The sequence below is a fragment of the Bradyrhizobium sp. BR13661 genome (assembly GCF_029892425.1).
GTDB lineage: Bacteria > Pseudomonadota > Alphaproteobacteria > Rhizobiales > Xanthobacteraceae > Bradyrhizobium.
Genome location: NZ_JARXWB010000022.1, coordinates 17,133 through 40,899 on the forward strand (window position 1 = coordinate 17,133; position 23,767 = coordinate 40,899).

At 66.2% G+C, this 23,767-nt stretch carries 21 protein-coding genes and 1 riboswitch; of the genes, 3 read left to right on the plus strand and 18 right to left on the minus strand.

Going from position 1 to position 23,767, the window contains the following annotated elements; all coding sequences use genetic code 11:
* A complete protein-coding gene (locus M2427_RS29075) occupies nt 1-933 on the minus strand; it encodes an N-carbamoyl-D-amino-acid hydrolase (RefSeq protein ID WP_280710312.1) in 933 nt (310 codons plus the stop codon).
* 591 nt (nt 934-1,524) lie between these two features.
* On the opposite strand from M2427_RS29075, the gene M2427_RS29080 reads away from it, so the two are divergent.
* A complete protein-coding gene (locus tag M2427_RS29080) occupies nt 1,525-2,655 on the plus strand; it encodes an MFS transporter (protein ID WP_280710313.1) in 1,131 nt (376 codons plus the stop codon).
* A 41-nt stretch (nt 2,656-2,696) separates the two neighbouring features.
* Here M2427_RS29080 and hydA read toward each other — a convergent pair whose 3' ends face one another.
* The 3 genes from hydA to M2427_RS29095 form a co-directional block, all read right to left on the minus strand.
* Nucleotides 2,697-4,106, minus strand: a complete 1,410-nt coding sequence (gene hydA / locus M2427_RS29085; RefSeq protein WP_280710314.1) for a dihydropyrimidinase — start codon at nt 4,104-4,106, stop codon at nt 2,697-2,699.
* Nucleotides 4,107-4,215: 109 nt separating this feature from the next.
* Nucleotides 4,216-5,625 carry a PepSY domain-containing protein gene (locus M2427_RS29090; RefSeq protein WP_280710315.1) on the minus strand — a complete coding sequence of 470 codons (1,410 nt, stop codon included), beginning with the start codon at nt 5,623-5,625 and terminating at the stop codon, nt 4,216-4,218.
* 12 nt (nt 5,626-5,637) lie between these two features.
* Nucleotides 5,638-7,989 carry a TonB-dependent receptor gene (locus M2427_RS29095; protein WP_280710316.1) on the minus strand — a complete coding sequence of 784 codons (2,352 nt, stop codon included), beginning with the start codon at nt 7,987-7,989 and terminating at the stop codon, nt 5,638-5,640.
* 117 nt (nt 7,990-8,106) lie between these two features.
* A riboswitch (cobalamin riboswitch) is annotated at nt 8,107-8,310 on the minus strand.
* A gap of 72 nt (nt 8,311-8,382) precedes the next feature.
* Here M2427_RS29095 and M2427_RS29100 point away from each other — a divergent pair.
* On the plus strand, nt 8,383-8,955 hold the full coding sequence (locus M2427_RS29100; RefSeq protein WP_280710317.1) for a histidine phosphatase family protein: 573 nt from the start codon (nt 8,383-8,385) through the stop codon (nt 8,953-8,955).
* Here M2427_RS29100 and cobT read toward each other — a convergent pair.
* From cobT to cbiT, 7 genes are read right to left on the minus strand one after another with little or no spacing between them, the layout of a single operon-like run.
* Nucleotides 8,948-10,000, minus strand: a complete 1,053-nt coding sequence (gene cobT / locus M2427_RS29105) for a nicotinate-nucleotide--dimethylbenzimidazole phosphoribosyltransferase (RefSeq protein WP_280710318.1) — start codon at nt 9,998-10,000, stop codon at nt 8,948-8,950. The genes M2427_RS29100 and cobT overlap by 8 nt on opposite strands.
* A gap of 10 nt (nt 10,001-10,010) precedes the next feature.
* Nucleotides 10,011-10,760, minus strand: coding sequence for a precorrin-6A synthase (deacetylating) (cobF, locus tag M2427_RS29110; protein WP_280710319.1), 750 nt, complete (start codon nt 10,758-10,760; stop codon nt 10,011-10,013).
* Nucleotides 10,760-11,488, minus strand: coding sequence for a uroporphyrinogen-III C-methyltransferase (gene cobA / locus M2427_RS29115; protein ID WP_280710320.1), 729 nt, complete (start codon nt 11,486-11,488; stop codon nt 10,760-10,762). The genes cobF and cobA overlap by 1 nt, the downstream gene beginning before the upstream one ends.
* On the minus strand, nt 11,485-12,795 hold the full coding sequence (locus M2427_RS29120; RefSeq protein ID WP_280710321.1) for a cobyrinate a,c-diamide synthase: 1,311 nt from the start codon (nt 12,793-12,795) through the stop codon (nt 11,485-11,487). The genes cobA and M2427_RS29120 overlap by 4 nt, the downstream gene beginning before the upstream one ends.
* Nucleotides 12,795-13,577: a precorrin-4 C(11)-methyltransferase gene (gene cobM / locus M2427_RS29125; RefSeq protein ID WP_280710322.1), complete on the minus strand. Its 783-nt coding sequence runs from the start codon at nt 13,575-13,577 to the stop codon at nt 12,795-12,797. The genes M2427_RS29120 and cobM overlap by 1 nt, the downstream gene beginning before the upstream one ends.
* Entirely contained in the window at nt 13,574-13,942 is a 369-nt protein-coding gene (locus M2427_RS29130) for a cobalamin biosynthesis protein (protein ID WP_280710323.1), read from the minus strand. Before M2427_RS29130 ends, cobM begins: the two co-directional genes overlap by 4 nt.
* The gene (cbiT, locus tag M2427_RS29135; protein ID WP_280710403.1) at nt 13,939-15,120 is read right to left on the minus strand and encodes a precorrin-6Y C5,15-methyltransferase (decarboxylating) subunit CbiT; all 1,182 of its coding nucleotides are present in this window, start codon (nt 15,118-15,120) and stop codon (nt 13,939-13,941) included. The genes M2427_RS29130 and cbiT overlap by 4 nt, the downstream gene beginning before the upstream one ends.
* Nucleotides 15,121-15,130: 10 nt before the next feature.
* On the opposite strand from cbiT, the gene M2427_RS29140 reads away from it, so the two are divergent.
* Nucleotides 15,131-15,877, plus strand: a complete 747-nt coding sequence (locus M2427_RS29140) for a cobalt-precorrin-6A reductase (RefSeq protein ID WP_280710324.1) — start codon at nt 15,131-15,133, stop codon at nt 15,875-15,877.
* On the opposite strand, the gene cobJ is transcribed toward M2427_RS29140, so the two are convergent.
* The 7 genes from cobJ to M2427_RS29175 are packed head-to-tail and all read right to left on the minus strand — an operon-like array spanning nt 15,853 to nt 23,748.
* Nucleotides 15,853-16,587: a precorrin-3B C(17)-methyltransferase gene (gene cobJ, locus M2427_RS29145; RefSeq protein WP_280710325.1), complete on the minus strand. Its 735-nt coding sequence runs from the start codon at nt 16,585-16,587 to the stop codon at nt 15,853-15,855. The two genes, M2427_RS29140 and cobJ, sit on opposite strands and share 25 nt — an antisense overlap.
* Nucleotides 16,584-17,315 (minus strand): precorrin-2 C(20)-methyltransferase, encoded by a 732-nt coding sequence (locus M2427_RS29150; RefSeq protein WP_280710326.1) that lies wholly within the window; start codon nt 17,313-17,315, stop codon nt 16,584-16,586. Before M2427_RS29150 ends, cobJ begins: the two co-directional genes overlap by 4 nt.
* A gap of 2 nt (nt 17,316-17,317) precedes the next feature.
* A complete protein-coding gene (locus M2427_RS29155; protein ID WP_280710327.1) occupies nt 17,318-17,947 on the minus strand; it encodes a precorrin-8X methylmutase in 630 nt (209 codons plus the stop codon).
* On the minus strand, nt 17,947-19,098 hold the full coding sequence (gene cobG, locus M2427_RS29160) for a precorrin-3B synthase (RefSeq protein ID WP_280710328.1): 1,152 nt from the start codon (nt 19,096-19,098) through the stop codon (nt 17,947-17,949). The genes M2427_RS29155 and cobG overlap by 1 nt, the downstream gene beginning before the upstream one ends.
* Nucleotides 19,095-22,343, minus strand: coding sequence for a cobaltochelatase subunit CobN (gene cobN / locus M2427_RS29165; RefSeq protein ID WP_280710329.1), 3,249 nt, complete (start codon nt 22,341-22,343; stop codon nt 19,095-19,097). The genes cobG and cobN overlap by 4 nt, the downstream gene beginning before the upstream one ends.
* On the minus strand, nt 22,343-23,377 hold the full coding sequence (gene cobW / locus M2427_RS29170; RefSeq protein WP_280710330.1) for a cobalamin biosynthesis protein CobW: 1,035 nt from the start codon (nt 23,375-23,377) through the stop codon (nt 22,343-22,345). Before cobW ends, cobN begins: the two co-directional genes overlap by 1 nt.
* Nucleotides 23,374-23,748 (minus strand): DUF1636 domain-containing protein, encoded by a 375-nt coding sequence (locus M2427_RS29175; protein ID WP_280710331.1) that lies wholly within the window; start codon nt 23,746-23,748, stop codon nt 23,374-23,376. Before M2427_RS29175 ends, cobW begins: the two co-directional genes overlap by 4 nt.
* Nucleotides 23,749-23,767 lie beyond the last annotated feature (19 nt).

Sequence of the window (23,767 nt, forward strand, 5' to 3'; positions counted from 1 at the left end):
TCACGTCTCCGGCGGCGGCACTGCGCCGGTCTGGCTGGTGATCAGGCCGTAATGTTCGATACGGCGGTGCCGGGCAAAATCGAAGATCGTGGTCTTGCCGAACGTCGTGGCATGGAGGTCGCAGGCATGGACCAGAACTTCGTCGTCCTCGGTCTTGGCCTCTGCGACGATTTCGCCGTTGGGATCGACGATCAGGCTGCCGCCGAACAGCGGATGCCCGTCCTCGACGCCGGCCTTGGCGACCGCGACGACCCAGGTCGCGTTCTGATAGGCGCCGGCCTGCACCGAAAGGCGGTTGTGGAACAGGCGCTTCTCGACACCCTCCTCGCTCTTCTCCGCATTCACCGACGGCGTGTTGTAGCCGATCAGCACCATCTCGACGCCCTGCAGACCCATGACGCGATAGGTCTCGGGCCAGCGACGGTCATTGCAGATCGCCATGCCGATGATGCCGCCGAGCTCGCGCCAGACCTTGAAGCCGAGATCGCCCGGCTCGAAATAGCGCTTCTCCAGATGCTGATGCGAACGCTTGGTATCGTAGTCGACATGGCCCGGCAGATGGACCTTGCGATATTTGCCGACAATCTTGCCCGACTTGTCGGTGAGGATGGCGGTGTTGAAATGGTGGCCGTCGGGCGTCAGCTCCGCATAGCCAAAATTCATCGCCATCTGGTGCTGCGCCGCGCGATCGAACAGCGGTTTTGTTGCCGCATTCGGCATCTCGCGCTCGAACCAGATGTCGAACTCCGAGCGGTCCTCGACATACCAGCGCGGGAAGAACGTCGTCAGTGCCAGCTCGGGATAGACGATCAGGTCGGCCCCCCTCGCCTTGGCCGCGTCCATCAGCGCGATCATGCGCTTGACCACGGCCTCGCGGCTGTCTGCTTTCTGGATCGGGCCCATCTGGGCAGCGGCAACAGTGACGATTCGCATCAGCGAGTTCCTGACTTCTTGACGACTTTTCTTGGCGAGGCTGGCGATCGCAGCTTCAATGGCGGGTCGGCGCGCGCAGCATAACGCAGCCCCGCGCCGTTTTTCCACCAAAGCAGCTTTCATGCCGTCGATCCTCTTGCTGCCTCGCCAAGCTAAACCCTCGGGCGCAGAGATGATGCTGCACGCCCGGACCGTGCGGTTTGCGGCTCACCCCGGCGATCGCACTGCCCGCGGAGTGAGCATGCGGGTGGCGGAACGTTCACCACTGCAAGATGCGGCGCACCACGGATTTCTCCGCGCAAACCCCGATCTTCGCTGCGCTGCAATCACAGCGATTCAGACCGTCTGACTAATTAGCAGGCGTTCGAATGGCGGCGCGCAATCGTTGGCGCCTAGGAGCTATGCATGACAGTCAGCTCAGCTGCTCGTCGGGCAGTGAGGAATGTTGGCTGACATCACAATGATACAATTCGTCAACTCCAGGCATTGCCGGAACTCTGGTGTTCATTCTGGGTTGATGATCTAGGTACCCGCCTCGCCCGCGATCGCGCGCTTTTCCCTCCTCTCCGTTCCCTCCTGGAGCTTCACGACATGACTTCAGCCGACCGGCCTGCGACGCGGCTCGCCACGCGTCTCTCGTTCCTGGTCGCCGGCTTCGGTCTTGCCTGCTGGGCGCCGCTGGTGCCGTTCGCGAAGGCGCGGCTCGCGGTCGATGATGCCGTTCTCGGTCTGCTGCTGCTCAGCCTCGGCATCGGCTCCGTCGTCGCGATGCTCGCAACCGGGATCTTGACCGCGCGCTATGGCAGCAAGCCGATCATCATCGCGGGCGGAATCGGCCTCGCGCTGGTGCTGCCGCTACTGGCCCTGGCCGGCACGCCGGTGACATTGGCGGTGGCGCTGCTGGCATTCGGCGCGGCGCTCGGCTCGATCGATGTCGCCATGAACATCCATGCCGTCGAGGTGGAGCGCGCAGCGAGAGAGCCGCTGATGTCGGGCTTTCACGCACTCTTCAGCATCGGCGGGTTCGCCGGATCGGCAGTGATGACCGCGCTGCTGTCGTTTCATCTCGGGCCGCTCGCATGCACATTGATCTGCTCCGCGCTGATGCTGATCGCGATGGCGCTCGCCTCGCCGCGCCTGCTGCGCAGGGCACAGGCGCAGGAGGGACCGCTGTTCGTGCTGCCACATGGCATCGTGCTGTTGCTGGCACTGCTTGCGGCCATCACCTTCCTGATCGAAGGCGCGATGCTCGACTGGGGCGCCCTGCTCGTCATCGGCGCCGGCCTCGTCAGCGAGGCGCAGGGCGGGATCGGTTACATCGTGTTCTCGATCGCGATGACCGCAGGCCGCCTTGGCGGCGATGCCATCGTGGCGCGGATCGGCGATCGCGCGACGCTGGTCGGGGGAAGCCTGCTCGCCGTCGCGGGCCTTGCGGTGCTGCTGCTTGCACCCAGCGCCCCCATTGCCATAGCCGGCTTCCTGCTGATCGGCCTCGGCGCGTCGAACCTCGTCCCGGTGCTGTTTCGCGGCGCCGCCAGGCAGACCGCAATGCCCACAGGGCTCGCGGTGGCGTCAATCACCACCGCCGGCTATGCCGGCGTTCTGGTCGGCCCTGCCGGCATCGGTTTTGTCGCCCACGCGGTCGGCCTGCCGACGGCGTTCTGGATGCTCGCCGCGATGATGTGTGTCGTCACGCTCTCCGCACGTGCCGTGACAAAATAGAAAGGCGCGCCGCGGCCTCGCCGCGATGCATCATCCGCCGGTTATACAAGACTCGATTTGCCGCGGCTCAGCAGCTCGCCGGCGCCCTTGTCGCCGACGATCCTGCCCTGTTCATACACGACCCTTCCCCGCGCGATGGTGGTGACGGGCCAGCCCGTGACATCAAAGCCTTCCCAGGGTGTATAGTCGGAGCCGTGGTGCAGATCGGCCTGCCGGATCGGCTTCTTCAACTTCGGGTCCCACAGCGCGATATCGGCGTCGAAGCCGACCCCGATCGAGCCCTTGCGCGGATAGAGGCCGTAGATGCGGGCATGATTGGTGGCGGTCAGCTCGACGAATTTCTGCAAGCTGATGCGTCCCTTCGAGACGCCCTCGGAGAACAGGATCGGCAGCCTTGTCTCGACGCCGGGAATGCCGTTCGGCACCCAGCGGAACGAGGTGCGCGCATTCGGCGTCAGCTTGCCCTTGGGATCGTCGTAGCGGAACGGGCAATGGTCCGACGAGAACGTCTGGAACACGCCTGTCGTGATGCCTTCCCAGATCGCCTGCTGGCTTTCGACATCGCGCGGCGGCGGCGAGCAGACGTATTTCGCGCCTGATATGTCCATATTCAGGCCCTTCATGTCGTCGGCCGTCAACGTGATGTATTGCGGACAGGTCTCCGCATGAACCGGCAACCCGCGCTGCTGTGCCCACCTTATCTGCTCCATCGCCTCGCGGCCGGAGACGTGGACGATCATGATGGGAACGCCGACCACCTCGGCATGGCTGATGGCACGGTGCGCCGCCTCGCGTTCGACCGCCTGCGGACGCGACACGCCATGATAGTAAGGCGCGATGTGGCCTTCGCGATCGAGCTTGCTGGTGAGGAAGCGGATGGCGTCGTAGCCCTCGCAATGGACCATCACCAGCGCCTGCTCGCGGCGCGCGACGTCGAACACCTCGAGCAACTGCTTGTCGCTGAGCACGAGGTCGTCATAGGTCATGAACACCTTGAACGAGGTGTAACCGTCCTTCACCAGCGCCGGCAGCTCCTGCCCGAGCACGACCGCCGTCGGATCGGAGATGATGAGGTGAAACGCCGTGTCGATATAGCATTCGCCTTCGGCGAGCTTGCGGTAGTTCTCGACGCAGGTGCGCAGCGAGGTGCCCTTCTCCTGCAGCGCGAAGGGCAGCACCATGGTGTTGCCGCCGGCTGCCGCCGCGCGCGTCGCCGAGGCAAAATCGTCGGCCATGACGACGTCGGGGCCGGAGGCTTGCGAGATATGCACGTGGCTGTCGATGCCGCCGGGCAGTGCCAGCAGCCCCGTCGCGTCGATCTCGCGCGCGGCACCTTCGAGATGATCGGCGATGCTGACGATGCGGCCGTCGCGAATGCCGATATCGGCACGAAACTCGTCGCTGGCCGTCACGATGGTGCCGCCGCGAATGGCGAGGTCGAGTTGCGTCACTTGGGTCTCCACGATGTTCTGACGGCCCATGTTTCAGAAATTCGGCCCGCTTCGCAAGGCCTCGGATATGCGTTTTGGCCGTCCGGGCCTTGCTCGATCGCACGGGCGATCAGAACGACAGACCCAGGCGCCGCCAGCCGATGACGATGCCGGTGATGGAAAAGACCAGCCCGAGCGCACAGAGCCCGATAACCAGAACATCACGCAATCGCGGATGCGCCATGAGAACAGGGAAATCGAGCGTGTGTAGCGCACGGTAGAACCAGCGATAGGCCCGACGCGACGCATCGAGCCTTTGCAGGATGCTGCCGTCGGCACTGTCGATATCGAACCAGACGTCACCGCATCGCGCGCGGTAGACCGGCGAACGAGCGATGACCGATTGCGCCGGATAGTCGTCGTTCTCGGCGAGAGCGAGTGGCGTGCTGCAGCCAGTGGCAAGCCTCGCCATCAAGGCGCCGACCTCCTGCGCGGTCAAACCTTCCTGCTCTTCGCCATTTGGTCGTACCAGAATTTGCCGGTCGAGACCCACTCTCTCGCGTCGGTAGAGATTGCCGTTGAAGGCAAACCATTCGACATCCCGGGCGATCGACGGCCTCCCATCGACCGGCGGAACAGTCTTCCAGTCCGGCGACGCATTGATCAAAGCGGCTTCAGCCGGGGTCAGCTGCCCGCGCGAGAACAGCCGGCCGTGATCCATCGAGAGCCAGCCGCTGAAAATCCAGGTCAGCACGAAAACGGTCGAGACGAGACCAATGAAATGATGCAGCGCGTGCCAGCCGCGATAGGGAGAACCGATCAGCCCGCCTCGCCGCCTGATCCTGATGATCCCGAGCACCGCACCCAGCAGCGCGGCGATCAAGGCCAGGAGCGACAGGGTCCAGACCACGCGATCCCACAGCGCCCAATTGCTCCTTAGGACTGTCGGATAGATCCAGTGCAGGACGCTGCCGACCCAATTCCATCCCCGCTCGCTGCGGGTCGTGTCCAGCACCACCTCTCCGGTGCGCGACGAGACATAGATTTCCGTTCCAGCGGCATCGCCGAGCGCCACGCGGAACAGAGGCCGATGGCCATCAAAGCCGTTCGGAACGCTCCATTGATCGTGATCGGCACGAGCAAGGACTGCGGCGCGTGCGGCATCGAGCCCGCGGCCGCGGGCGTGATTCCGGGCGATGGCGAGCGCGAGGTCAGGAGATTCCACCGATGCGCCGGCTCCATCTGACGCATGGACAGCCCGCACGCCCGACGGTGCCGACACGATATAGACCGGCCCATCGCTGCGCTGAAGCAGTCGCACGCGAGTGGCATCCCCGATTCCGCTCGCGGCGACGGCATCGACAACCGGCACGAACGGTGCTCCGCGCGCCAGCGGCGCAAGGCCGGCAAACCGCTCCGCGTCCGTCAGCGACGGAAACGGAACGAAATGCATGACGATTCCGCTCGCAAACCACGTCGCGAACAGGAGGCAGAACGCGATCCCGAGCCAGCGGTGCGTAAGGACGATCACACCCATCACGTGACTAGCGCCCTACCATTTGAACGCAGCGGAGATCTCGTAGGTCCGCGGCGCACCCAGCAGAATCTGGTCGGGATAGAACGGGTCGCCCCAGATCGCGTAGCGCTTGTCGGTGAAATTGCGCACCCGGACGGTCAAGCGGGCCTGGTCGACCGCAGCGAACACCGTCTTGGGGATGTCGACGAAAGCATAGACATCGCCGACCGTGTACGCATTCATCGTCACCGTGTTGTCGTCGCTGTTGTAACGATCGCCGACATGCCGGCCGGTGATGCCGAGCTCGACCGGCCAGGACGTCGCGAAGCGCCAGGACGCGCCGGCATTGGCGACGATGCGCGGCACGTTCGGCGGCGCATGACCCGAGAACGAGCCGCCGACGAAATCGTAGTCGGCATAGCGCGCATCGACATAGGCGATGTTGCCCCAGAGCCGCAAAGGCTCGATCGGGCGGATCGATCCAGCGAGCTCGACACCTTTCGATTCCTGCCGTCCCGCAATGTTGAGCGTCTGGCCGCCAGCTGCAGCGTAGACGTTCTTGCGCAGGATGTCGTAGGCCGAGAACGACCACTCCACCCTATTATCCCAGAGTAGGTGCTTGACGCCCGTCTCATATGTGCGCGCGGTCGTCAGATCCAGGTTTTGCGTCGGTCCCAGCAGGAAGATGTTGTTGGCCGAGATGTCGGCGCCGGTGGCGTACTGGCTGAAGAAAGTCAGGCCCGGTGCGGCTTCCCAGGTGTAACCGATGCGCCCCGTCACCGGCGCCCAGTCCTTCGTGAACGGGAAGTTTGCCCTCTCGAGGCCATTGACGTCGGTCGCATTGCGATCGAGCCCGATATGCTCGACGCGCAAGCCGCCGACCAGCGCGAAGCTGCGCGTCAGCTTCAGCCGGTCCTCGAACGACAGCGCCTCGTTGTCGATCCGCGCGGTCTGCCGCTGGGTCGTGAGCAAGCCGTAGAAGCCTCTGATGGGATCGACCAGCGAGACGGAATCGCCGGGGAAATTCGCAGCTCCCGGCCTGACGAAGTCGAGGTAGCTCGACGACAGCGTCGTGACGAGACGATTGTCGAAACCTGCGATATCAGTATCCCAGGTCAGGTCGGTGATGTTGCCGACGAGACGCTGGCTGTGCGCGACATAGAACCGGCTGCGATCGACCGTGTTCGTCGTCGTGTTGAACGCCTCGACCTCGTTGTTGAACCAGCTGCGCTCGGCACCGTAGGCATAGGCCTGGCTCTTCAGCGTCAAGTCGGGCGCCAGCTTCAACTCGAAGCCGCCACGCAGCCAGACTTCCTGCGCCACGTTACGGTTGTCGAGGACGTTGTAGTTGGTGTTGAAGGTGCGATCGTCGATGGTAACAGGCCCGAGATTGGTCCCGTTGAAGTTCGAGATATAAGTGCCCGAAACGATACCGGCCGTCGTATGCGAGCCGCTGAAAGCGACCGGCACCAGCGGCGCGCCCCAATAGGCTTTTGAGCGGTCCTCGCGATATTCGATCGCGCCCCAGACCTTGAGGCTGTCGGAGATGCGGTAATCGAGCTCACCGGAGACATCGAGCGTTCTGGTGTTGGTATCGTCGGCAAAGCCGTTGAGCGAGGACCGGCTGACATCGAAGCGGTAGTCCAGACCCTGCACATTGGTGCTTCCGCCCGAGCCGTAATGCGCACGGAACGAATTCAGGGAGTCATACGAGAAGTCCGCCTCATTCCGGATCGGCCCGGTGTGCGGCTGCCTGGTGACGAAATTGATCGCACCACCGGCGGCGCCTTCGCCCGAGATCAGCGACGCCGGCCCCTTCAGTATTTCCACGGCGTCGAGATTGGCCGTGTCCATGATCCGCGAGGTCATGTTCTGCGGGCCGATCTTGATGCCGTTGTAGAGCGTGTTGATCTGGCTGTTGGTGAAGCCGCGCATCGAGAAGGCCGAGGGCTCGGCCGGATTGTCGCCGGCCGTGACGCCGACGGCTCCTTGCGCGACATCGGAGACGGTGCGGTAGCCCTGCTCGCGGATGGTCGAGGCGGAGATCACTTCGACGGTCGCGGGTGTCTCACGCACGGTCAGGCCAAGGCGGGAGGCGCTCTCGGCGACAACGTTGCTGTTGAGCGGTGTCGGCGTTGAAGCGCTCGGCACGACCGGCTTGGACGTGGCAACAGCTGGCCTGCGCGCAGCCGCTCGGCGGGCGCTTGCCGCGTCCCGGCCGGCCGGTTTTGCCTGTTTGCGGGATTGCGGAGGCGACACCTCCACCGGCGGCAAGGGCTCGACGGCCTGCTGCGCCAGGGTGGCTGGGATGTCGGTGGCGGCAAAAGATGTGAGAGCGGCGGACGCGAACAAAAAGCGGCGCGATCGTACGATGGGGGCGGAAGACACGGTCTTGGACCTCGGAGTGACGTCAGTGGCACGTCACCGCGAACCAAGGTCCCATCATCAGGCGCACAAGCCTTCCGATGAAGCCGAAATGTCTGTACTCCCCGACCGACATCTTCGCGTGTGACCACGGCTGACGGCAGGTCTCCTGGCTCGCGGGTCGTGACCGCTTCGTCGCCTTCCCGGGACCGAGGACCCAGTGGCTTAAAGACGAAGGATTCACCGCTTACAGTTGCGGGGGCAGCTACGGCATTGGGGACAACGTCCCCGCACCGCATTCCCTTTTCATCCCCTCTCGGGGAAACCGTCAAAGTCATCTAGAGTTACGGCGAAGACAGAGTCAATGTGCCAGCTGCGCGATATTGCCACAGGCGCCAACTTACCCAGGAGATCTGCATGGAAGGCGAGACCTTCCTCTGGCTGATACGGCATGCCCCCGTCGACGGCGTCGCGGGGACCATCCATGCGGATGATGCGCCGGCCGATCTGCGCAATCACGCGCAGCTCGAGGCGCTACGCCAGCGGCTGCCGCGCGAGGCGGCGAGCTATGCAAGCCCCTCGCGACGCACGATCGAGACTGCGCGTGCGCTGGGGCTTGAACCCGAATTGATGTCCGAATTCAGCGAGCAGGATTTTGGCGCGTGGACCGGCCGTCGGCATGACAAGCTCGCAGCCGGCGGTGGCGAGGTCTATGCGCAGTTCTGGAGCGATCCCGCACGGGGACGGCCGCCTGGCGGCGAGAGCTTTGAAGAGCAGGTCACGCGTGTCCGGCGGGGCCTCGCGCGCATCGACGCCGGGCCCGCGACGCTCGTCGTGCATTCCGGCACCATCCGCGCGGCGCTCTGCATCGCACTCGATCTGACGCCGCAGGCAGCGTTGCGTTTCGTGATCGATCCGCTGTCGCTGACCCGGATCGATCGGCTCGCGACCGGCTGGCGTGTCGTCTCGGTTAACAAGCGGATCAGCTAGGGCGATCCGGAACATTGGCCTGCGCGAACGTCGCCATGTCATTGTGGAGCGCGCACGCGGACCGCACCAGCGGCAGCGCGATGGCCGCGCCCGATCCCTCGCCGAGCCTGAGATCCAGGCTGATCAGCGGTTGCACATTCAGCGCGCGCAGCACCAGCCGATGCCCCAGCTCCGCCGACTGATGCGACGGCAGCAGGAACGGCTGGCACGACGGATTCAGCCGTACCGCCGCGAGCGCCGCGACAGAGACGATGAAGCCGTCGATCAACACGGGAATGCGCGCCTGCGCAGCCGCGATGATGGCGCCTGATATCGCCGCGATCTCGAGGCCGCCGACGGCACACAGGATTCTTTCGGGCGATGCCCCGGCCACGCCATGGCGGGCGATCGCAGCCTCGATCACGCGCACCTTGTGGGCGCGGCCGGCTGCGTCGACGCCGGTGCCGTTGCCTGCGATCTCCTCGGCGCTGATGCCCAGCAGGCTCGCGGCCATCGCCGCCGAGGTGGTGGTGTTGCCGATGCCCATCTCGCCGAAGATCAGCAGATCCGGCTGGCTGGCCCCGGCGCGCGCGACTGCGCGCTGACCAGCTTCAAAAGCGAAAGCCAGCTCTGCCGGTGTGAGCGCGGGCTCGATGCTGAAATCGCGACTGCCGCGGCGCGGTCTGTCCGTGACGATCCCTGGCATCTGCTCCTGCGCCAGCGTGCCGACATCGACGACCTCAAGCGTCGACCCAAGCTCGCGCGCCAGCACCGAGATCGCAGCGCCGCCAGACGCAAAATTCGCCATCATCGCAATGGTCACGGCTTGCGGATAGGCCGACACGCCCTGCGCGACGATACCGTGATCGCCGGCGAAGATGATGATCGGCACGCGTGCGGCGCGAGGGCGTTCGGTCGCCTGCAGGCCCGCAAGCTCGATCGCGAGGTGCTCGAGCCGGCCGAGCGCACCGGTCGGCTTTGTCAATTGTGCTTGCCGCGCGATCGCCGCCTCGCGATGAGCGGCTGAGATCTCGGGGCACTTTCGAGTGATCCATCCAGGGAGCATGCTGCCTCGCTTATGGCCTGCGCTTGAGAATGTAACTGTCCATGATCCAGCCGTGCCGCCCGCGCGCGTCCTGCCGCGCGGAAACGATACGCGGGCCCATTTCGGCCAATGCGCCGGACATAATGATCTGATCGGCCATGCCGAGATAGGCGCCCCACCAGATGTGAATTCCAGCAGGATCGAGCGACTGGAAGGCGGTGCCGCCGTCGAGCATCACCACCACGGTGTCGACGCCCTGCGGCCAGCCGCCTTCGCGCAAACGACGCCCCGTGGTGACCAGGAACGGCTCGCCGATATCGTTGAGCGGCAGCGCATGCACTGCGCACAGCGCCTGGATCGAGGTGATGCCGGGCACGACCTCGATGTCAGGCAGCGGATTGAGCCGCCGCGCGATCCGCAGCGAGGAATCGTAGAGCGAGGGATCGCCCCAGATCAGCAGGGCGACCTTGCCGTCACCGCGGAGGTGATCAGCGATCGTCTGCGACCAGGTTGCGGCGACCGCGTCGTGCCAATCATCCACGCCCTTGCGGTAATCGGCTTCCGCCACGTCTCGCACGGGCAGATCGAATTCGGCGATGCGCGTGGCGGTGTTGGTGAGCACATCGACGCAGATTGTTCGCCTGAGATCGGCAAGGTCGGACTTCGCAGTCCCCTTGCGCGGGATCAGGACGAGATCGGCCGCGTTGATTGCGTCGATCGCGGCGCGCGTGAGTTGCCCGGGATCGCCGCAACCAATGCCGATCAGGGAGAGCGTCATCATCACGATGCTCCCTCCGCCAGCGCGCCGAACACGATGACGGCGGCCGTGGAAGCTGCGCCGCCGCGCGCAAGCTGCTCAGCAAGCTCGGCGATCGTGGTTCGCACAAGCCGCTCGTCGGAGCGGCCGAGGGATTCGGCGAACAGCGCAGGGGTATCAGGCGAGAGCCCATGCTCGATCAATTTCGCGACCAAAGCCGGAAAGGTACGCCGGCCCATATAGACCACGGTCGTCGCATCCGGATCAGCCAACGCCGCCCAGCTCAAGTCCTGCGGCAACTCGCCGGTGACATCGGCGCCGGTCACGAACTGTACGCGGCGCGACGTATGGCGGCGTGTCAGGGGAATGCCGGCTTGCGCGGCAGCCACGCAGGCAGAGGTGACGCCTGGAATGATCTCGTAGCCGATGCCGGCCTCGCGCAGCGTCTCGAGCTCTTCCTCGAGCCGGCCAAAAATGCCGGCATCCCCCGACTTCAGCCGCACGATGCGCGACCCTGTGGCGGCATAGTCGACCAGCAGGCGGTTGACGTGATGCTGCTTTGTCGACGGCCGCCCCGCTCGTTTCCCGACCGCAACGAGATTGGCGCCCGGCCGCGCCAGGTCGAGGATCGCGCCGGAGGCGAGATCGTCATAGAGCACGACGTCAGCCTCGCGCAGCCGTGCGGCCCCCTTGAGCGTGAGAAGCTCGGGATCGCCGGGACCGGCGGAGACAAAGGAGACAAAGCCGCTCACCGGTCCTCCGCGATCAGATGGAAGAACGTGCCGGTGACGTGCCCGCGCCGCGAGCCGGTCTCGGCAATGACCACGCCCGTCGCGTCATGCACGACCGCCAACGGCGTATCGGGTTGCGCGATGATCGTCGAATAGTGGAATTCATGACCACGCAGCCGCGCGCCGGCCTGATGCCCCGGCATGGGCGCTGCAAGCGCAGCGAGACGATAGCCCAGATGCATGCGACGTTTGGCAAAGCTCGTCTCCAGTCCGAGCAGGCCCGTCATCTCATGTCTGATACCTTCGGCGTCGGTCAAGGCGGAGCCCAGCACCATATACCCACCGCATTCACCGTGCACGGGTCGCGTCTCGGCAAACGCCCGAAGGCCGGCGCGGAAACGCCCGTTGGCGGCGATCTTGCCGGCATGAAGCTCAGGATAGCCGCCGGGCAGCCAGCAGACATCGGCGCTCGTATCCGGCGTTTCATCCGCAAGCGGCGAGAAAGTCGAGATCTCCGCGCCTGCCGCGCGCCAGGCCTCCAGCATATGCGGATAAACGAAGGAGAACGCGGCGTCGCGGGCGAGCGCAATACGCTGGCCGGGCGGAGTCACGTTCAACCCATTCGCGGCAGGTTGCGGCGACCAGCTGGCAGCCGATTGCAGCACCGCATCGAGATCGACATGCTCGCCGACGAAGCGCGCAGCCTCGTCGATCAGCTTGCCGATCTCCGCCTGCTCCTCGGCCTGCACCAGGCCGAGATGCCGCTTCGGCAGGCTGATCTCGGCGTGGCGCGGCAGCGCGCCGAACACGGCAATCCCGATGTCGCTCAGCGCCCGCCGCACGAGGTCTTCGTGGCGCGGGCTTGCGATGCGGTTGAGCACCACGCCCGCAAGGCGCACACCGGCGCGGTAATCGCGAAGACCGGCGGCAATCGCGGCCGCCGTCTGCGCCTGTCCGGAGGGATCGATCACGAGAACCACCGGCCACCCCAGCATCTCCGCAATGTCGGCCGTGGCACCGGTGCCGGAGACGCCGCGGGCAGCGACGCCGTCGAACAGGCCCATCGAGCCCTCGGCCAGCACGATGTCGGCATCGCCGCCCCGGCTGACGAGATGCGCTATCGTGGCGCGATCCATCGCCCAGCTATCGACATTGACGGAGGCGCGGCCCGTCGCTGCGGCGTGGAAGGCAGGATCGATATAGTCGGGCCCGCTCTTGAAACACTGCACGTTCAGCCCGCGATTGCGCCAGGCACGCGCGAGCGCCAGCGTCAGCGTGGTCTTGCCGACGCCCGAAGCTGGCGCGGAGATGACGAGGCCAACAGCCATTACGTTGCCTCCGGAAAGCGCGGCGCGGCGCCGACGGGTCGATAACGGCGGTCGTAGTCGGCCGCATAGAGCCGACTCTCGTCGAAATCCGCCGCACCAAGCGTCTTGCCGACCAGGATCAGCGCGGTGCGCTCCATCTCCGTGGCAACGGCAGCATCGAGTGTCGCCAGCGTGGCGCGCACGATGCGCTGGTCCGGCCAGCTGGCGCGCCAAACGATCGCGACGGGGCAATCCGCGCCGTAATGCGGCGTCAGTTCGGCGATGACCTTGTCGAGCAGATGAACCGACAGATGGATGGCGAGCACGGCGCCGGTCGCGGCGAAAGCGGCGAGCGTCTCACCCTCGGGCATCGCGCTGGCGCGGCCCGGCGTGCGCGTCAGCACGACCGATTGTGCAAGGCCCGGCAACGTCAGCTCAGCTTCGAGGGCTGCCGCGGCGGCGGCGAATGACGGCACGCCGGGCGTGACCGTGAAGGGGATGCCAGCCGCACGCAGGCGCCTGATCTGCTCGCCCATCGCCGACCAGATCGAGAGATCGCCGGAATGCAGCCGCGCGACGTCCTTGCCCTCCGCATGCGCGGCAAAAATCTCGGCGATGATTTCGTCGAGCGACAACGGCGCGGTGTTGACGATGCGTGCGCCGGGCGGGCAATGCGCCAGCACGCCCTCCGGCACCAGCGAGCCGGCGTAGAGGCAGACCGGACAGGCTGCAATGAGATCGCGCCCGCGCAAGGTGAGAAGATCGGGGGCGCCGGGTCCGGCGCCGATGAAATGCACCGTCATGGGCCGTCTCCTTCGGCGATCGCCGCGGTCGCGGTGCGATCCTGCGAGACCGTGCGCGTCGTGATCAATCGCGCGCGGGGCCCCGCCGCGGCGAGCGCCGCCGCCTCCGCGACCGATCCCGTGCCGAATTTTTCGGTGATCAACTGCGACTGCGTCGGCGTGGCGATACCGGCCAGCGTTTCGGCCGGGACGCTCCTGATCGGCACACCGCATTCACGCGCAAGTTGCTTCAGCGGTTCCGCATCGGCCTTGTCGCTGACGGTCGCGACCGCCGCAAGGCCGTCGGGACCACCGGCCGCCACGAGCGCCTCGCGCAGCGAGGCCAGCGTCACATCCTTCTTGAAGCCGAGCCCGGCGACCTTCATCGCACCGCACTCCACTGCACCACCGGCCGCACCGCCGCCCACGAGCGATAACGGCCCAGCGGAGCGGCATGCGCGATCTCGACCCGCATCAGCTCGCCGCCGTGGCACTGATGCAGTTCGCCAAGCAGCGCCTCTGTCTCCAGTGTCACGGAATGCGCGACGAGCCGCGTCCCCGGCACCAGTCGGGACCAGATGGCATCGAACATCGCGCGATCGAGACCACCGCCGATGAAGACGGCATCAGGTGCGTCCAGCGCAGCGAGCGCTTCGGGCGCCTGTCCTGCCACCACGGTGATCCGATGCGCCAGTCCGAACGCGCGGGCGTTGTTGCGGATATTTTCGGCGCGATCCTCGCGCGCTTCGATCGCCGTCGTAGTGCCGCCGCACAGCGCCCACTCGACCGAGATCGAGCCGGAACCTGCGCCGATGTCCCACAGGAGCTCGCCGGGACGCGGTGCCAGCGCCGACATCGCAAGCGCGCGCACCGGTCGTTTCGTGATCTGGCCGTCATGGACGAAGAGATCATCCGAAAGGCCCGAGCTGCGGGGGATGCCCCGTGTTCCCCTCGCCTCCAGCGCCACCGCGACCAGGTTTTCGGCGAGATCGCCGGCAAAGCCGTCGGCACGATGCTCCAAAATGCCTTCGCGAGGCCCGCCGAGCGCGGCGAGAGTCCAGAAGGCCGAGGCGCCCCATCCACGCGCGCTCAGCCATTTTGCGAGATCGCCGGCGGCCTTGCCGTCACGCACGAGACAGATGATCCGCGCGCCCCGCAAGAGATGCGGCACGAGGCGCTCGAACGGGGCGGCGTGAAGCCCGAGGCAAATGGCGGATTCGAGGCGCCAGCCCAGCCGCGCGGCGGCAAGCGAAAACGTCGACGCGGCCGAATGCGCGATCCACTCGCCGGCATCGAGCTTCTCGGCCAAGCCCGCGCCGGCGCCGTGCCAGAACGGATCGCCGGAGGCAAGCACCACCGTCGGCCGGCCGCGAAAGCTCAGCACGACATCTGCATCAAACGGCACCGGCCACGCGCGGCCGCGGCTTCCCACGTCTGCAAGCGCGAGGTGGCGTTCGCCGCCGAACACGGTTTCCGCGCTGGCAAGCGCCTTTCGACTTGCGTCCGACAGCCCGGCAAGGCCATCTTCGCCGATGCCGATGATGGTCAGCCATGGATTAGCCAAAGGATCAGCCATGATGCGCGCCCTTATTCTGGGCGGAATTGCCGACGCGAATTTGCTCGCCGCGGAGATCGCGCGCGCTGGTCTTGATGCCGTCTACTCCTATGGCGGCCGCACCCGCGCGCCGGCCGATCAGCCGTTGCCGACCCGCATCGGCGGCTTTGGCGGCGCGAGCGGGCTTGTCGATTACATCCGCACCGAAGGTATCACGCATGTGATCGACGCGACGCATCCCTTTGCTGCCGAGATGAGCCGCAATGCCATTGCAGCGTGCGCGAAAGCCGGAACGCCGCTGATCGCGCTGGAACGCGCGCCCTGGGCCCGGGCGCCCGGCGATATCTGGATCGAAGCCGATGACGTCAATGCGGCGGTGGCCGCTCTTCTCCAAACGCCCGCACGCGTGTTCCTTGCCATCGGACGCCAGCACATCGCGCCGTTCGCGACGCGACCCCAGCACGCCTATACGCTGCGGTTCGTGGATCCGCCGGAAGCGCCCTTGCCTTTCGAAGCTGATGTCATCGTGTCGCGCGGGCCGTTCACGCTCGACGGAGAGCTGGAGATGATGCGCATGCGCGGCATCGGTTGGGTCGTAGCCCGCAATTCCGGCGGCAATGGCGCGCGCGCCAAGATCGACGCAGCCCGCATGCTCGGCCTGCCCGTGATCATGATCTCGCGACCAAAGCTGCCCGAACGGCACCGCGCGGAGAGCGTTGCTGAGGTGATGCAGTGGCTTGATCATCGGACCTGCCTCGGCGCATAGACCCAGCGGCCGACGCGGCGCGTCTGCGAATTGCCGACGATGACGAGCGTGCGCATGTCGGCCATCTCGGGCGTCGCATCCTTGAGCTCGACGGTCTCGATCTTCTCGTCGGGCGCGCTGATCGCGCGCGCGAAGATCATAAGGCGCTCACCGCAGCCGGCTTCTTTCAACACTGTCAGCGCGCGGCCAAATCCTTCCGGCCGGCTGGCCGACCGCGGATTGTACATTGCGATGGAAAAGTCAGCCTCCGCGGCGAGCCGCAGCCGTTTTTCGATCACCGCCCATGGCTTGAGATTGTCCGAGAGATTGATCGCACAGAAGTCGTGGCCAAGCGGCGCGCCCGCGCGTGCGGCCGCCGCCAGCATTGCCGTGATGCCCGGCAGCACGCGGATCGGCAGCTCGTGATATTGCGGCGCCTGTTCCAGTGCCTCGAACACCGCCGACGCCATCGCGAAGACGCCGGGGTCGCCGGAGGAGACGACGACGACCTGTCGGCCTTCCGCCGCGAGCCGCAGCGCCTCGCTTGCACGCTGCAGCTCCTCGCGATTGTCGGACGGATGCAGCGTGAGACCGGCCCGCGGCGCCACGCGCGCGACATAGGGTGCGTATCCCAAAATATCGGTCGCGGCGGCCAGCGCGGCGGAGACCTCCGGCGTCACCAGCGCATCGCTGCCCGGGCCGAGCCCCGCGATGGTCAGCGTGCCCGTCATTCGGCGGCGTCCGGAAGCCGGCCTTTGCCGTGCACGAGCACGATCGCGAAGTAAGGACACTCAGTGGCATCGATCTCGGCGAGCCGCACCACGCGCTCGCCCGGCATGGTTCCGCGTTCAACCAGCCAGGCGTCATCCAGCCGTCCGGCCGATGCGAGCGCGCGCCGCACTTTTGCGAGATTGCGCCCGGTCTTCATGATCACAAGCGCATCGGAATCGCGCATGCGGCGTGCGAGTTCGGCTTCAGCAAGCGTGCCCATCAGCACCGTCGTCACGTCGTCGCCGAGCGCGATCGGCTGACCGACGCCGTTCCAGCAGCCGACCATGCCGGGAATGCCGGCGATCACCTCGATCTCAACACGGCCTTGCAGGCGCGTGTGCAGGTGCATGAAGGAGCCGTAGAAATAAGGGTCGCCCTCGCAGAGCACGATGACGTCGACGGCGCGCGCGAGCCGCGCCAGGCGCTCGGCCCATTCGTCGTAGAAGCCGGCCAGCAACTGCACATAGTCGGCGCTGTCGAAGGCGATTTCGGTGGTGACCGGATATTCCATGGGATATTCGGTGACGTCGGCAGCGAGCATGCCCTCGACGATGCGCCGCGCCTGGCCGGGCCGGCCCTTCTTGCGGAAATACGCGACGTGCTTCGCGCCACGCACCGTCCGGTCGGCGCGCACGCTCATCAGATCAGGATCACCGGGGCCGAGACCGCAGCAGATGATGCGTCCCATGGCTATTCGCTCCGGCTCGCCAGCGCGTTCACGGCGGCGACCGTGATCGCGGAGCCGCCGAGGCGGCCCTCGACCGTCAATGCCGGCACGGGCGGATCGGCCATCAACGCGGCCTTGGATTCGGCCGCACCGACGAATCCGACGGGGCAGCCGATGATCGCCGCAGGGCGCGGACAGTTTTGGTCCTCAAGCATGTTGAGCAGATGAAACAGCGCGGTCGGCGCATTGCCGATTGCGACGATGGCGCCATCGAGATGCGGGCGCCACAGCTCGAGCGCCGCAGCCGAGCGCGTGTTGCGCATGGATTGCGCGAGCGCAGGAACGGCCTCGTCGCCAAGCGTGCAGATGACGGCATTCGCCGCAGGTAATCTCGCACGCGTAATTCCCTCCGAGACCATGCGCGCATCGCACAGGATCGGGGCGCCCTTCTGCAAGGCCGCGCGCGCGATAGTCGCCATATCAGGCGTGAAGCGGATATGCGCCTCGAGGCCGACCATGCCGGCGGCGTGGATCATCCGCACCACGACCTGCTCCTCATCAGGCGTGAAGCGCGCCAGATCGGCCTCGGCCCGGATGGTGGCGAAGGATTGCCGGTAGATCGCCGCGCCGTCGGTCTCGTATGTGTGCGGCATCAATGCCCTCCCATCAGGATGGAGGGATTGCGGACGATGTCGTCGCGGTCGAGACCACGCAGGATCGGTGCATCGCGGGTCGATCCGCCGCGCACGAGATCGAATCCCGCGGGCGTCGCGACCAGCGTGATCGCGGCCGCGCCGGAATGGGCGCAGCCCTTGGCGCAGCCCGACACGTGAAGCCGCTCAGCCCCGCCGATGTTCGGTGCCAGCGCCGCGGCCAGCCCGCGAGTGTCGGCATGGGCCTCGCGGCAGCGCGGCGCACCGCTGCAGGCGATGACGCGCAGCGCCGGATCGTAGGCCTCCGTGATCAAGCCGGACGCTGACGGCATCGTCCGCTTGCCTTCGCTCAGGACCATCCGCCACGGCGTCATGCGTAGCGCATGCCCGCAACCGGAGAGCTGATTGAGCGTCGTATGCGGCATCTGCCCGAAGGCAATACCGACCAAGGCGCCTTGCGGATAAAGCCCGGGGCGAGCTGCCGCCATGATGGTTGCCGGCTCAGCCTCGCCGTGCAAGGCCTCGGGCAATTTGGCGCCAGCCGCCAGATGCGTTGCCATGCGCGCCCGCCCGCCGGACGCGGCGAACCAGCTTGCAAACGCGAGCGCGGTGTTCACCGCCTCTCCGCGCGCGACGTTGCGGCCGAGCCTGGCGCCATCTGCGCGCACCACAAGACCGCCGGCGGCATCACGTTCGATCCGCACATCGGCGGAATTACCCGCGAGCACGCGCGACTTGCCGTCATCGACGGCGAAACCGAATTTTGTCGGGAGCTCGAGCATGGAGTCCGCGAGCGCCTCTTCGAGCTCGGCGGCAAGCGCCTGGGTCTCGTCGCCATCGCGCCAGAACGGGGTGACCAGAATGTTGCGCCGGGATTCAGTGCCGGTATCAGGGTCGAGCAAATTCAGCTGCGCGAGACCGTCGAGCAACGGCCGGTGGCTGGTCTCGCTGACGCCCCTGATCTGGAGATTGGCGCGGCTGGTCACGTCGATCAGGCCATTGCCGTGGCGCTCGGCGAGATGCGCCAGGCCCGCGGTCTGGTCTGCATCGAGCCGGCCACCGAACGGGCGCACGCGGACCACGAGGCCGTCGCCCGATTGCATCGGCCGCAACGCGCCGGGACACCAGCCCTTGACTGATGCGGCGCTCATGACGCCTCCTTCAGCGCCGCCGCGATCGAATTGCGGCGCGTCCGCCAGAGGGAGGCTTCGTGCAGGCGCGTGAAGCAGGTCTCCATCGCGGCAAGCGCCGTCGGATTCTCGCGCGCCATGAAGGCGCGGATTTCGGCATCACCGAGCGTCGCATCATAATAAAGATCGAACAGATGCGGCGGCACGGCGCCGGCAAGATGCGCGAAGGCGGCCATATGTTCGAGCGTCGCTGAGATCTCGGCGGCGCCGCGAAAGCCGTGGCGCATCATGCCGGCGATCCAGGCCGGATTCGACGCACGGGCCCGGACGACGCGGGAGATTTCCTCGGTCAGCGTGCGCGCCCGTGGCTCGTCGGGCCGCGTGGTGTCGAGGTGATAGAGCGATGGCCTCGTAGCACCCAGATGCGCAGCAGCTGCGGCAATGCCCGCTTCATGCGCCGCGTAGTCGGCGGCGAGCAGCAGATCGGTCTCCGGCAGATCCTGGGTGTGGACAAAGGCATCGGCAGATGCGAGTCGCTGCTCGATGCCGGAGCGATCTGACTTGATCTCGCCATCGGCGGAAAACGCCCAGGACGATGCCGACAGCCAGGCTTCACCCGCGGCATCGCGCGTCTCAGGCGTAAAAGCATCGGGGATGGCCGAGAGGCCAACGCCATATTGTCCAGGTCGCGGCGCGAACACGCGGGAAGCGCGATGACGATAGGGATTTTCGCCGCCCTCGTCTTCGCGCGAGGCAAGCGCCCCGGCAGCAGCCTCGAACATCTGCGCAAGGCCCGCGAAGACATCGCGGAAGAGGCCAGACACACGCAGCGTGACGTCGATGCGGGGACGGCCGAGCTCGGCCGGCGCGATGATGTCGTAGCCGGTGACGCGGCCGGAGGCGTGATCCCAGCGCGGCGCAAGGCCGGCCAAATGCAGCGCCATTGCGAACTCTTCGCCGGCGGTGCGCATCGTTGCCGAGCCCCAGAGATCGACCACGAGGCCTTTCGGCCAGTCGCCGTGATCCTGCAAATGACGGCGCAGCAGCTCTTCGGCGAGTTTTATCCCCTGCGCATGCGCCGACGGCGTCGGCACCGCGCGCGGATCGACGGTAAATAGATTGCGTCCCGTGGGCAGCACGTCCTGACGTCCGCGATAAGGCGAGCCAGACGGGCCCGGTGCAACGCGCTGTCCCGCGAGTGCAGCACGGAGCGCATCCCGTTCGGCATCGCCGCAGGCACCGCGGCCGAACACATGCAGGCCGTCGCCGAACTGGCTCTCCTTGAGATCGCAGACGAAGCGATCAATGCGGGGGATCGCTTCGGCCGGCGCGGCCGCGGCATCGAGGCCGAGATCCTCTTCAAGGCCCGCAGCGCGCGCCTCGTCACGGATCGCGGCGATCAGGCGTTGACGACGGGCGGGGTCGAGACCGTCGGCGGTCGAATATTCGTCGAGCAGACGTTCGAGCCGGCGCAGTCCCTCCGGCACCGCGGATTGTTCGAGCGGCGGCGGCAAATGGCCGATGGTCACAGCGCCGATGCGCCGCTTGGCCTGCGCGGCCTCGCCGGGATCGTTGACGATGAAGGGATAGACGACAGGCAGATCGCCGATCAGCGCTTCCGGCCAGCAGCTCGATGACAGCGCCACGGATTTGCCCGGCAGCCACTCCAGTGTGCCATGCGCGCCCATGTGCACGACGGCATCACACCCCTGCTCGCGGAGCCAGAGATAGAACGCGACATAAGCGTGACGCGGCGTGCGGGCGAGATCGTGATAGTCGTTATCGCGGGTGGCCGCATCGCCACGCTCCGGCTGGACCGCGATGATCGACCGGCCGCAGGGAAGCGCGGCGAAGTGGAACGCGCCATCGCGGCAGCTCGGATCACTCTCCGGCGTACCCCAGGCTTGCGCAAGATCGTCCTGCAAGATCTGCGGCAGGCGCGCGAGTGCCGCGCGGTAGGCGGCGACCTTCCAGGTCAAATGTTGCTTGAGCAGCCTCTCGCCAAGCGCTTTGACTGGTACGACATTGAAGCCGGCCTCGGCGAGATCGGACACCAGCGCTTCAACCGAAGCCAGCGCGTCAAGGCCAACGGCGTGCGCAATCTGGTGCGGACGTCCCGGATAGTTCGAGAGCACGATGGCCAAATGCTTTTCGGCGGTCGGCTTTTCTGCAAGGCGGCGCCAGGCCGCAACGCGCGCGGCGACAGCCTTCACGCGCCCCTCATCCGGCCTGTGGGCCAGATGTGAAATTTGCAGGTCGGGATCACGTATCGAGGCCGATTTGAAACTCACCACGCCCGCGAACAGACGGCCATCGACCTCGGGCAGCACCACATGCATCGCGAGATCGCCGGGCGACAGGCCGCGCAGAGATTCCGCCCAGTCCTCACGCCGCGCCGATGAGAGCGCGACCTGGAACACAGGACACGACGCGGCATCGAACGGCGTCGTGCCGTCGTCGCCCATTGCCGAGAACGCCGTCGCATTGACGATCGCTGCGGGCGGATGTTGTCCCAGATAGGTGCGCAGCCAATCCGCGACGCCTGGGGCCTTGAGCGACGTGACGAACATGCCACAGGCATCAAAGCCCTTGTCGCGGAGTGCTGCGATCAGCGCATCGACGGGGCCGGTATCGGCGGCCGTGAGATAAGATCGATAGAACGTCACCAGCGCATGCGGCTTCCCCTCGCTCGCCACTGGCGCCGCAATCACACCGCGTGCGAGATCATAAAAGCCCATTTCAGGCACGGCCATCTCGCCAGCGACTGGCCCGGCATAGAGACCCGAGGCGAGCGCAAGCTGAGCGATCGCGGCTTGCGCCGCGACCGGACCGCCCGTGTCGCAGAGCACTTTGAGGCGCCGCAGCGTCGAGACCGGCAAGGTCGAGTATGCATCGAGCCTGATGTCGTCGCGGCCATCGGCCGGCAGCACGGCGAGCGCAATGTTGCGATCCTTGGCGAGCTGCTGGAGCGCCGTGAGACCGTACGCCCAATAGGACTCTCCGCCGATCAGCCGCACCAGAATGCCGCGCGCCTGCGACAGCGTGCGTTCGATATAGGTGTCGACCGAGAGCGGATGACGCAATTCCGCGAGATTGGCGAGCCGCAGCGACGGCAAGCTGTCGCGACCGCGCCGCCAGCCTGCCGCAAACGCCGCCAGGTCCGAGTCCGAGAACGAGAGCACCACGAGATCGGCCGGGTCCTGGCCGATGTCCCTTGGCGTCGCGGTCTCCTCCAGACCGCGGCTCTCGCGGAAGACGACGTGCATCAGACTCCCAATCCCGCTCTGATTGCGGCTTCATCGATATCGCCGTGCTCGCCGATCACGACCAGCTTCGACTGCCTGAGACCTGCGCCCCAGGGCTTGTCGAACTGATGGCGCACGCGCTCGCCGACCGCTTGCAGCAGCAGCCGCATCGGCTTGCCCGCGACCGCGATGTAGCCCTTGGCGCGCAGCACGTTCTGCTCACGCGCTAGCTTCTGGACCGATGCGACCAGTGCATCGACATCGGTTACTTCGGGGATATCGATCACGACGGAGGCAAAGTCGTCATGCTCGTGCTCCTCCTCGCCATCATGGTGCGAGGGACGCGCGGCGAGATCGTTTTCGGCGGCAGCGCCGAGGCCGAGGATGACACGCGCATCGATCGCGCCGTCGGTGATCGGCAGCATCGGCACGCGACGTGTCATCTCGGCCGTGATGACAGCCTTGGCGGCTTCAATGCCCGCAGCACCCGCGAGATCGGCCTTGGTCAGCAGCACGATGTCGGCGCAGGCGATCTGGTCCTCGAACACTTCGGACAGCGGCGTCTCGTGATCGAGATTTTCATCCGCCGCGCGCTGCGCTTCCACCGCATCCGGGTCAGGCGCGAAACGGCCGGCGGCAACAGCCTCGGCATCGGCCAGCGCGATCACGCCATCGACGGTGATGCGCGAGCGGATCTCCGGCCAGTCGAACGCCTTCAGCAGCGGTTTTGGCAGCGCCAGACCTGAGGTCTCGATCAGGATGTGATCGGGCTTCACAGGACGCGCGAGCAGCTTCTCCATGGTCGGAATGAAGTCGTCGGCAACGGTGCAGCAGATGCAGCCATTGGCGAGCTCGATGATGTTCTCTTCCGGGCAGTTCGCATCGGCGCAGGACTTCAGGATCTCGCCATCGACACCTTCGCTGCCGAACTCGTTGACGAGCACCGCGAGCTTCTTGCCATTGGGATTGCTGAGCAGATGCTGAATCAGCGTCGTCTTGCCGGAGCCGAGAAAACCGGTGACCACCGTAACAGGGACTTTTGCGAGCGAGTTCATTCGGCGGCCTCCGGCAACACGGCAATGGGGGGAATGCGCGCAAGCGACTGCTTGCGGAAGATTTCGGGCCGGCTGCGCCAGGGCACGAGACCGTCGGGCGCGGCAGCATAAGCAGCGGCGCCGGCGACGACGTCCTGTGCGTGGGCGTCAGAGAGGCGGCCATAGACATAAGACCAGCGGCCGGGCGCGCTGAGCGCGACCGAGCAGCCTTGGCTGCAGGCAGACAGGCATTCGACGGGAACCACTGTCACGCCTTCGGGCACGCCGGCCTCGAGGATCGCGCCATGCAGGCGCTTGCCGGGCGTGACTTCGCCCTCGCCGAGCGTCTGCCCGGCTTTGCAGGTGATGCAGACATGCAGTGTGACAGTCATCGCCTCTTCCAGAAGTATC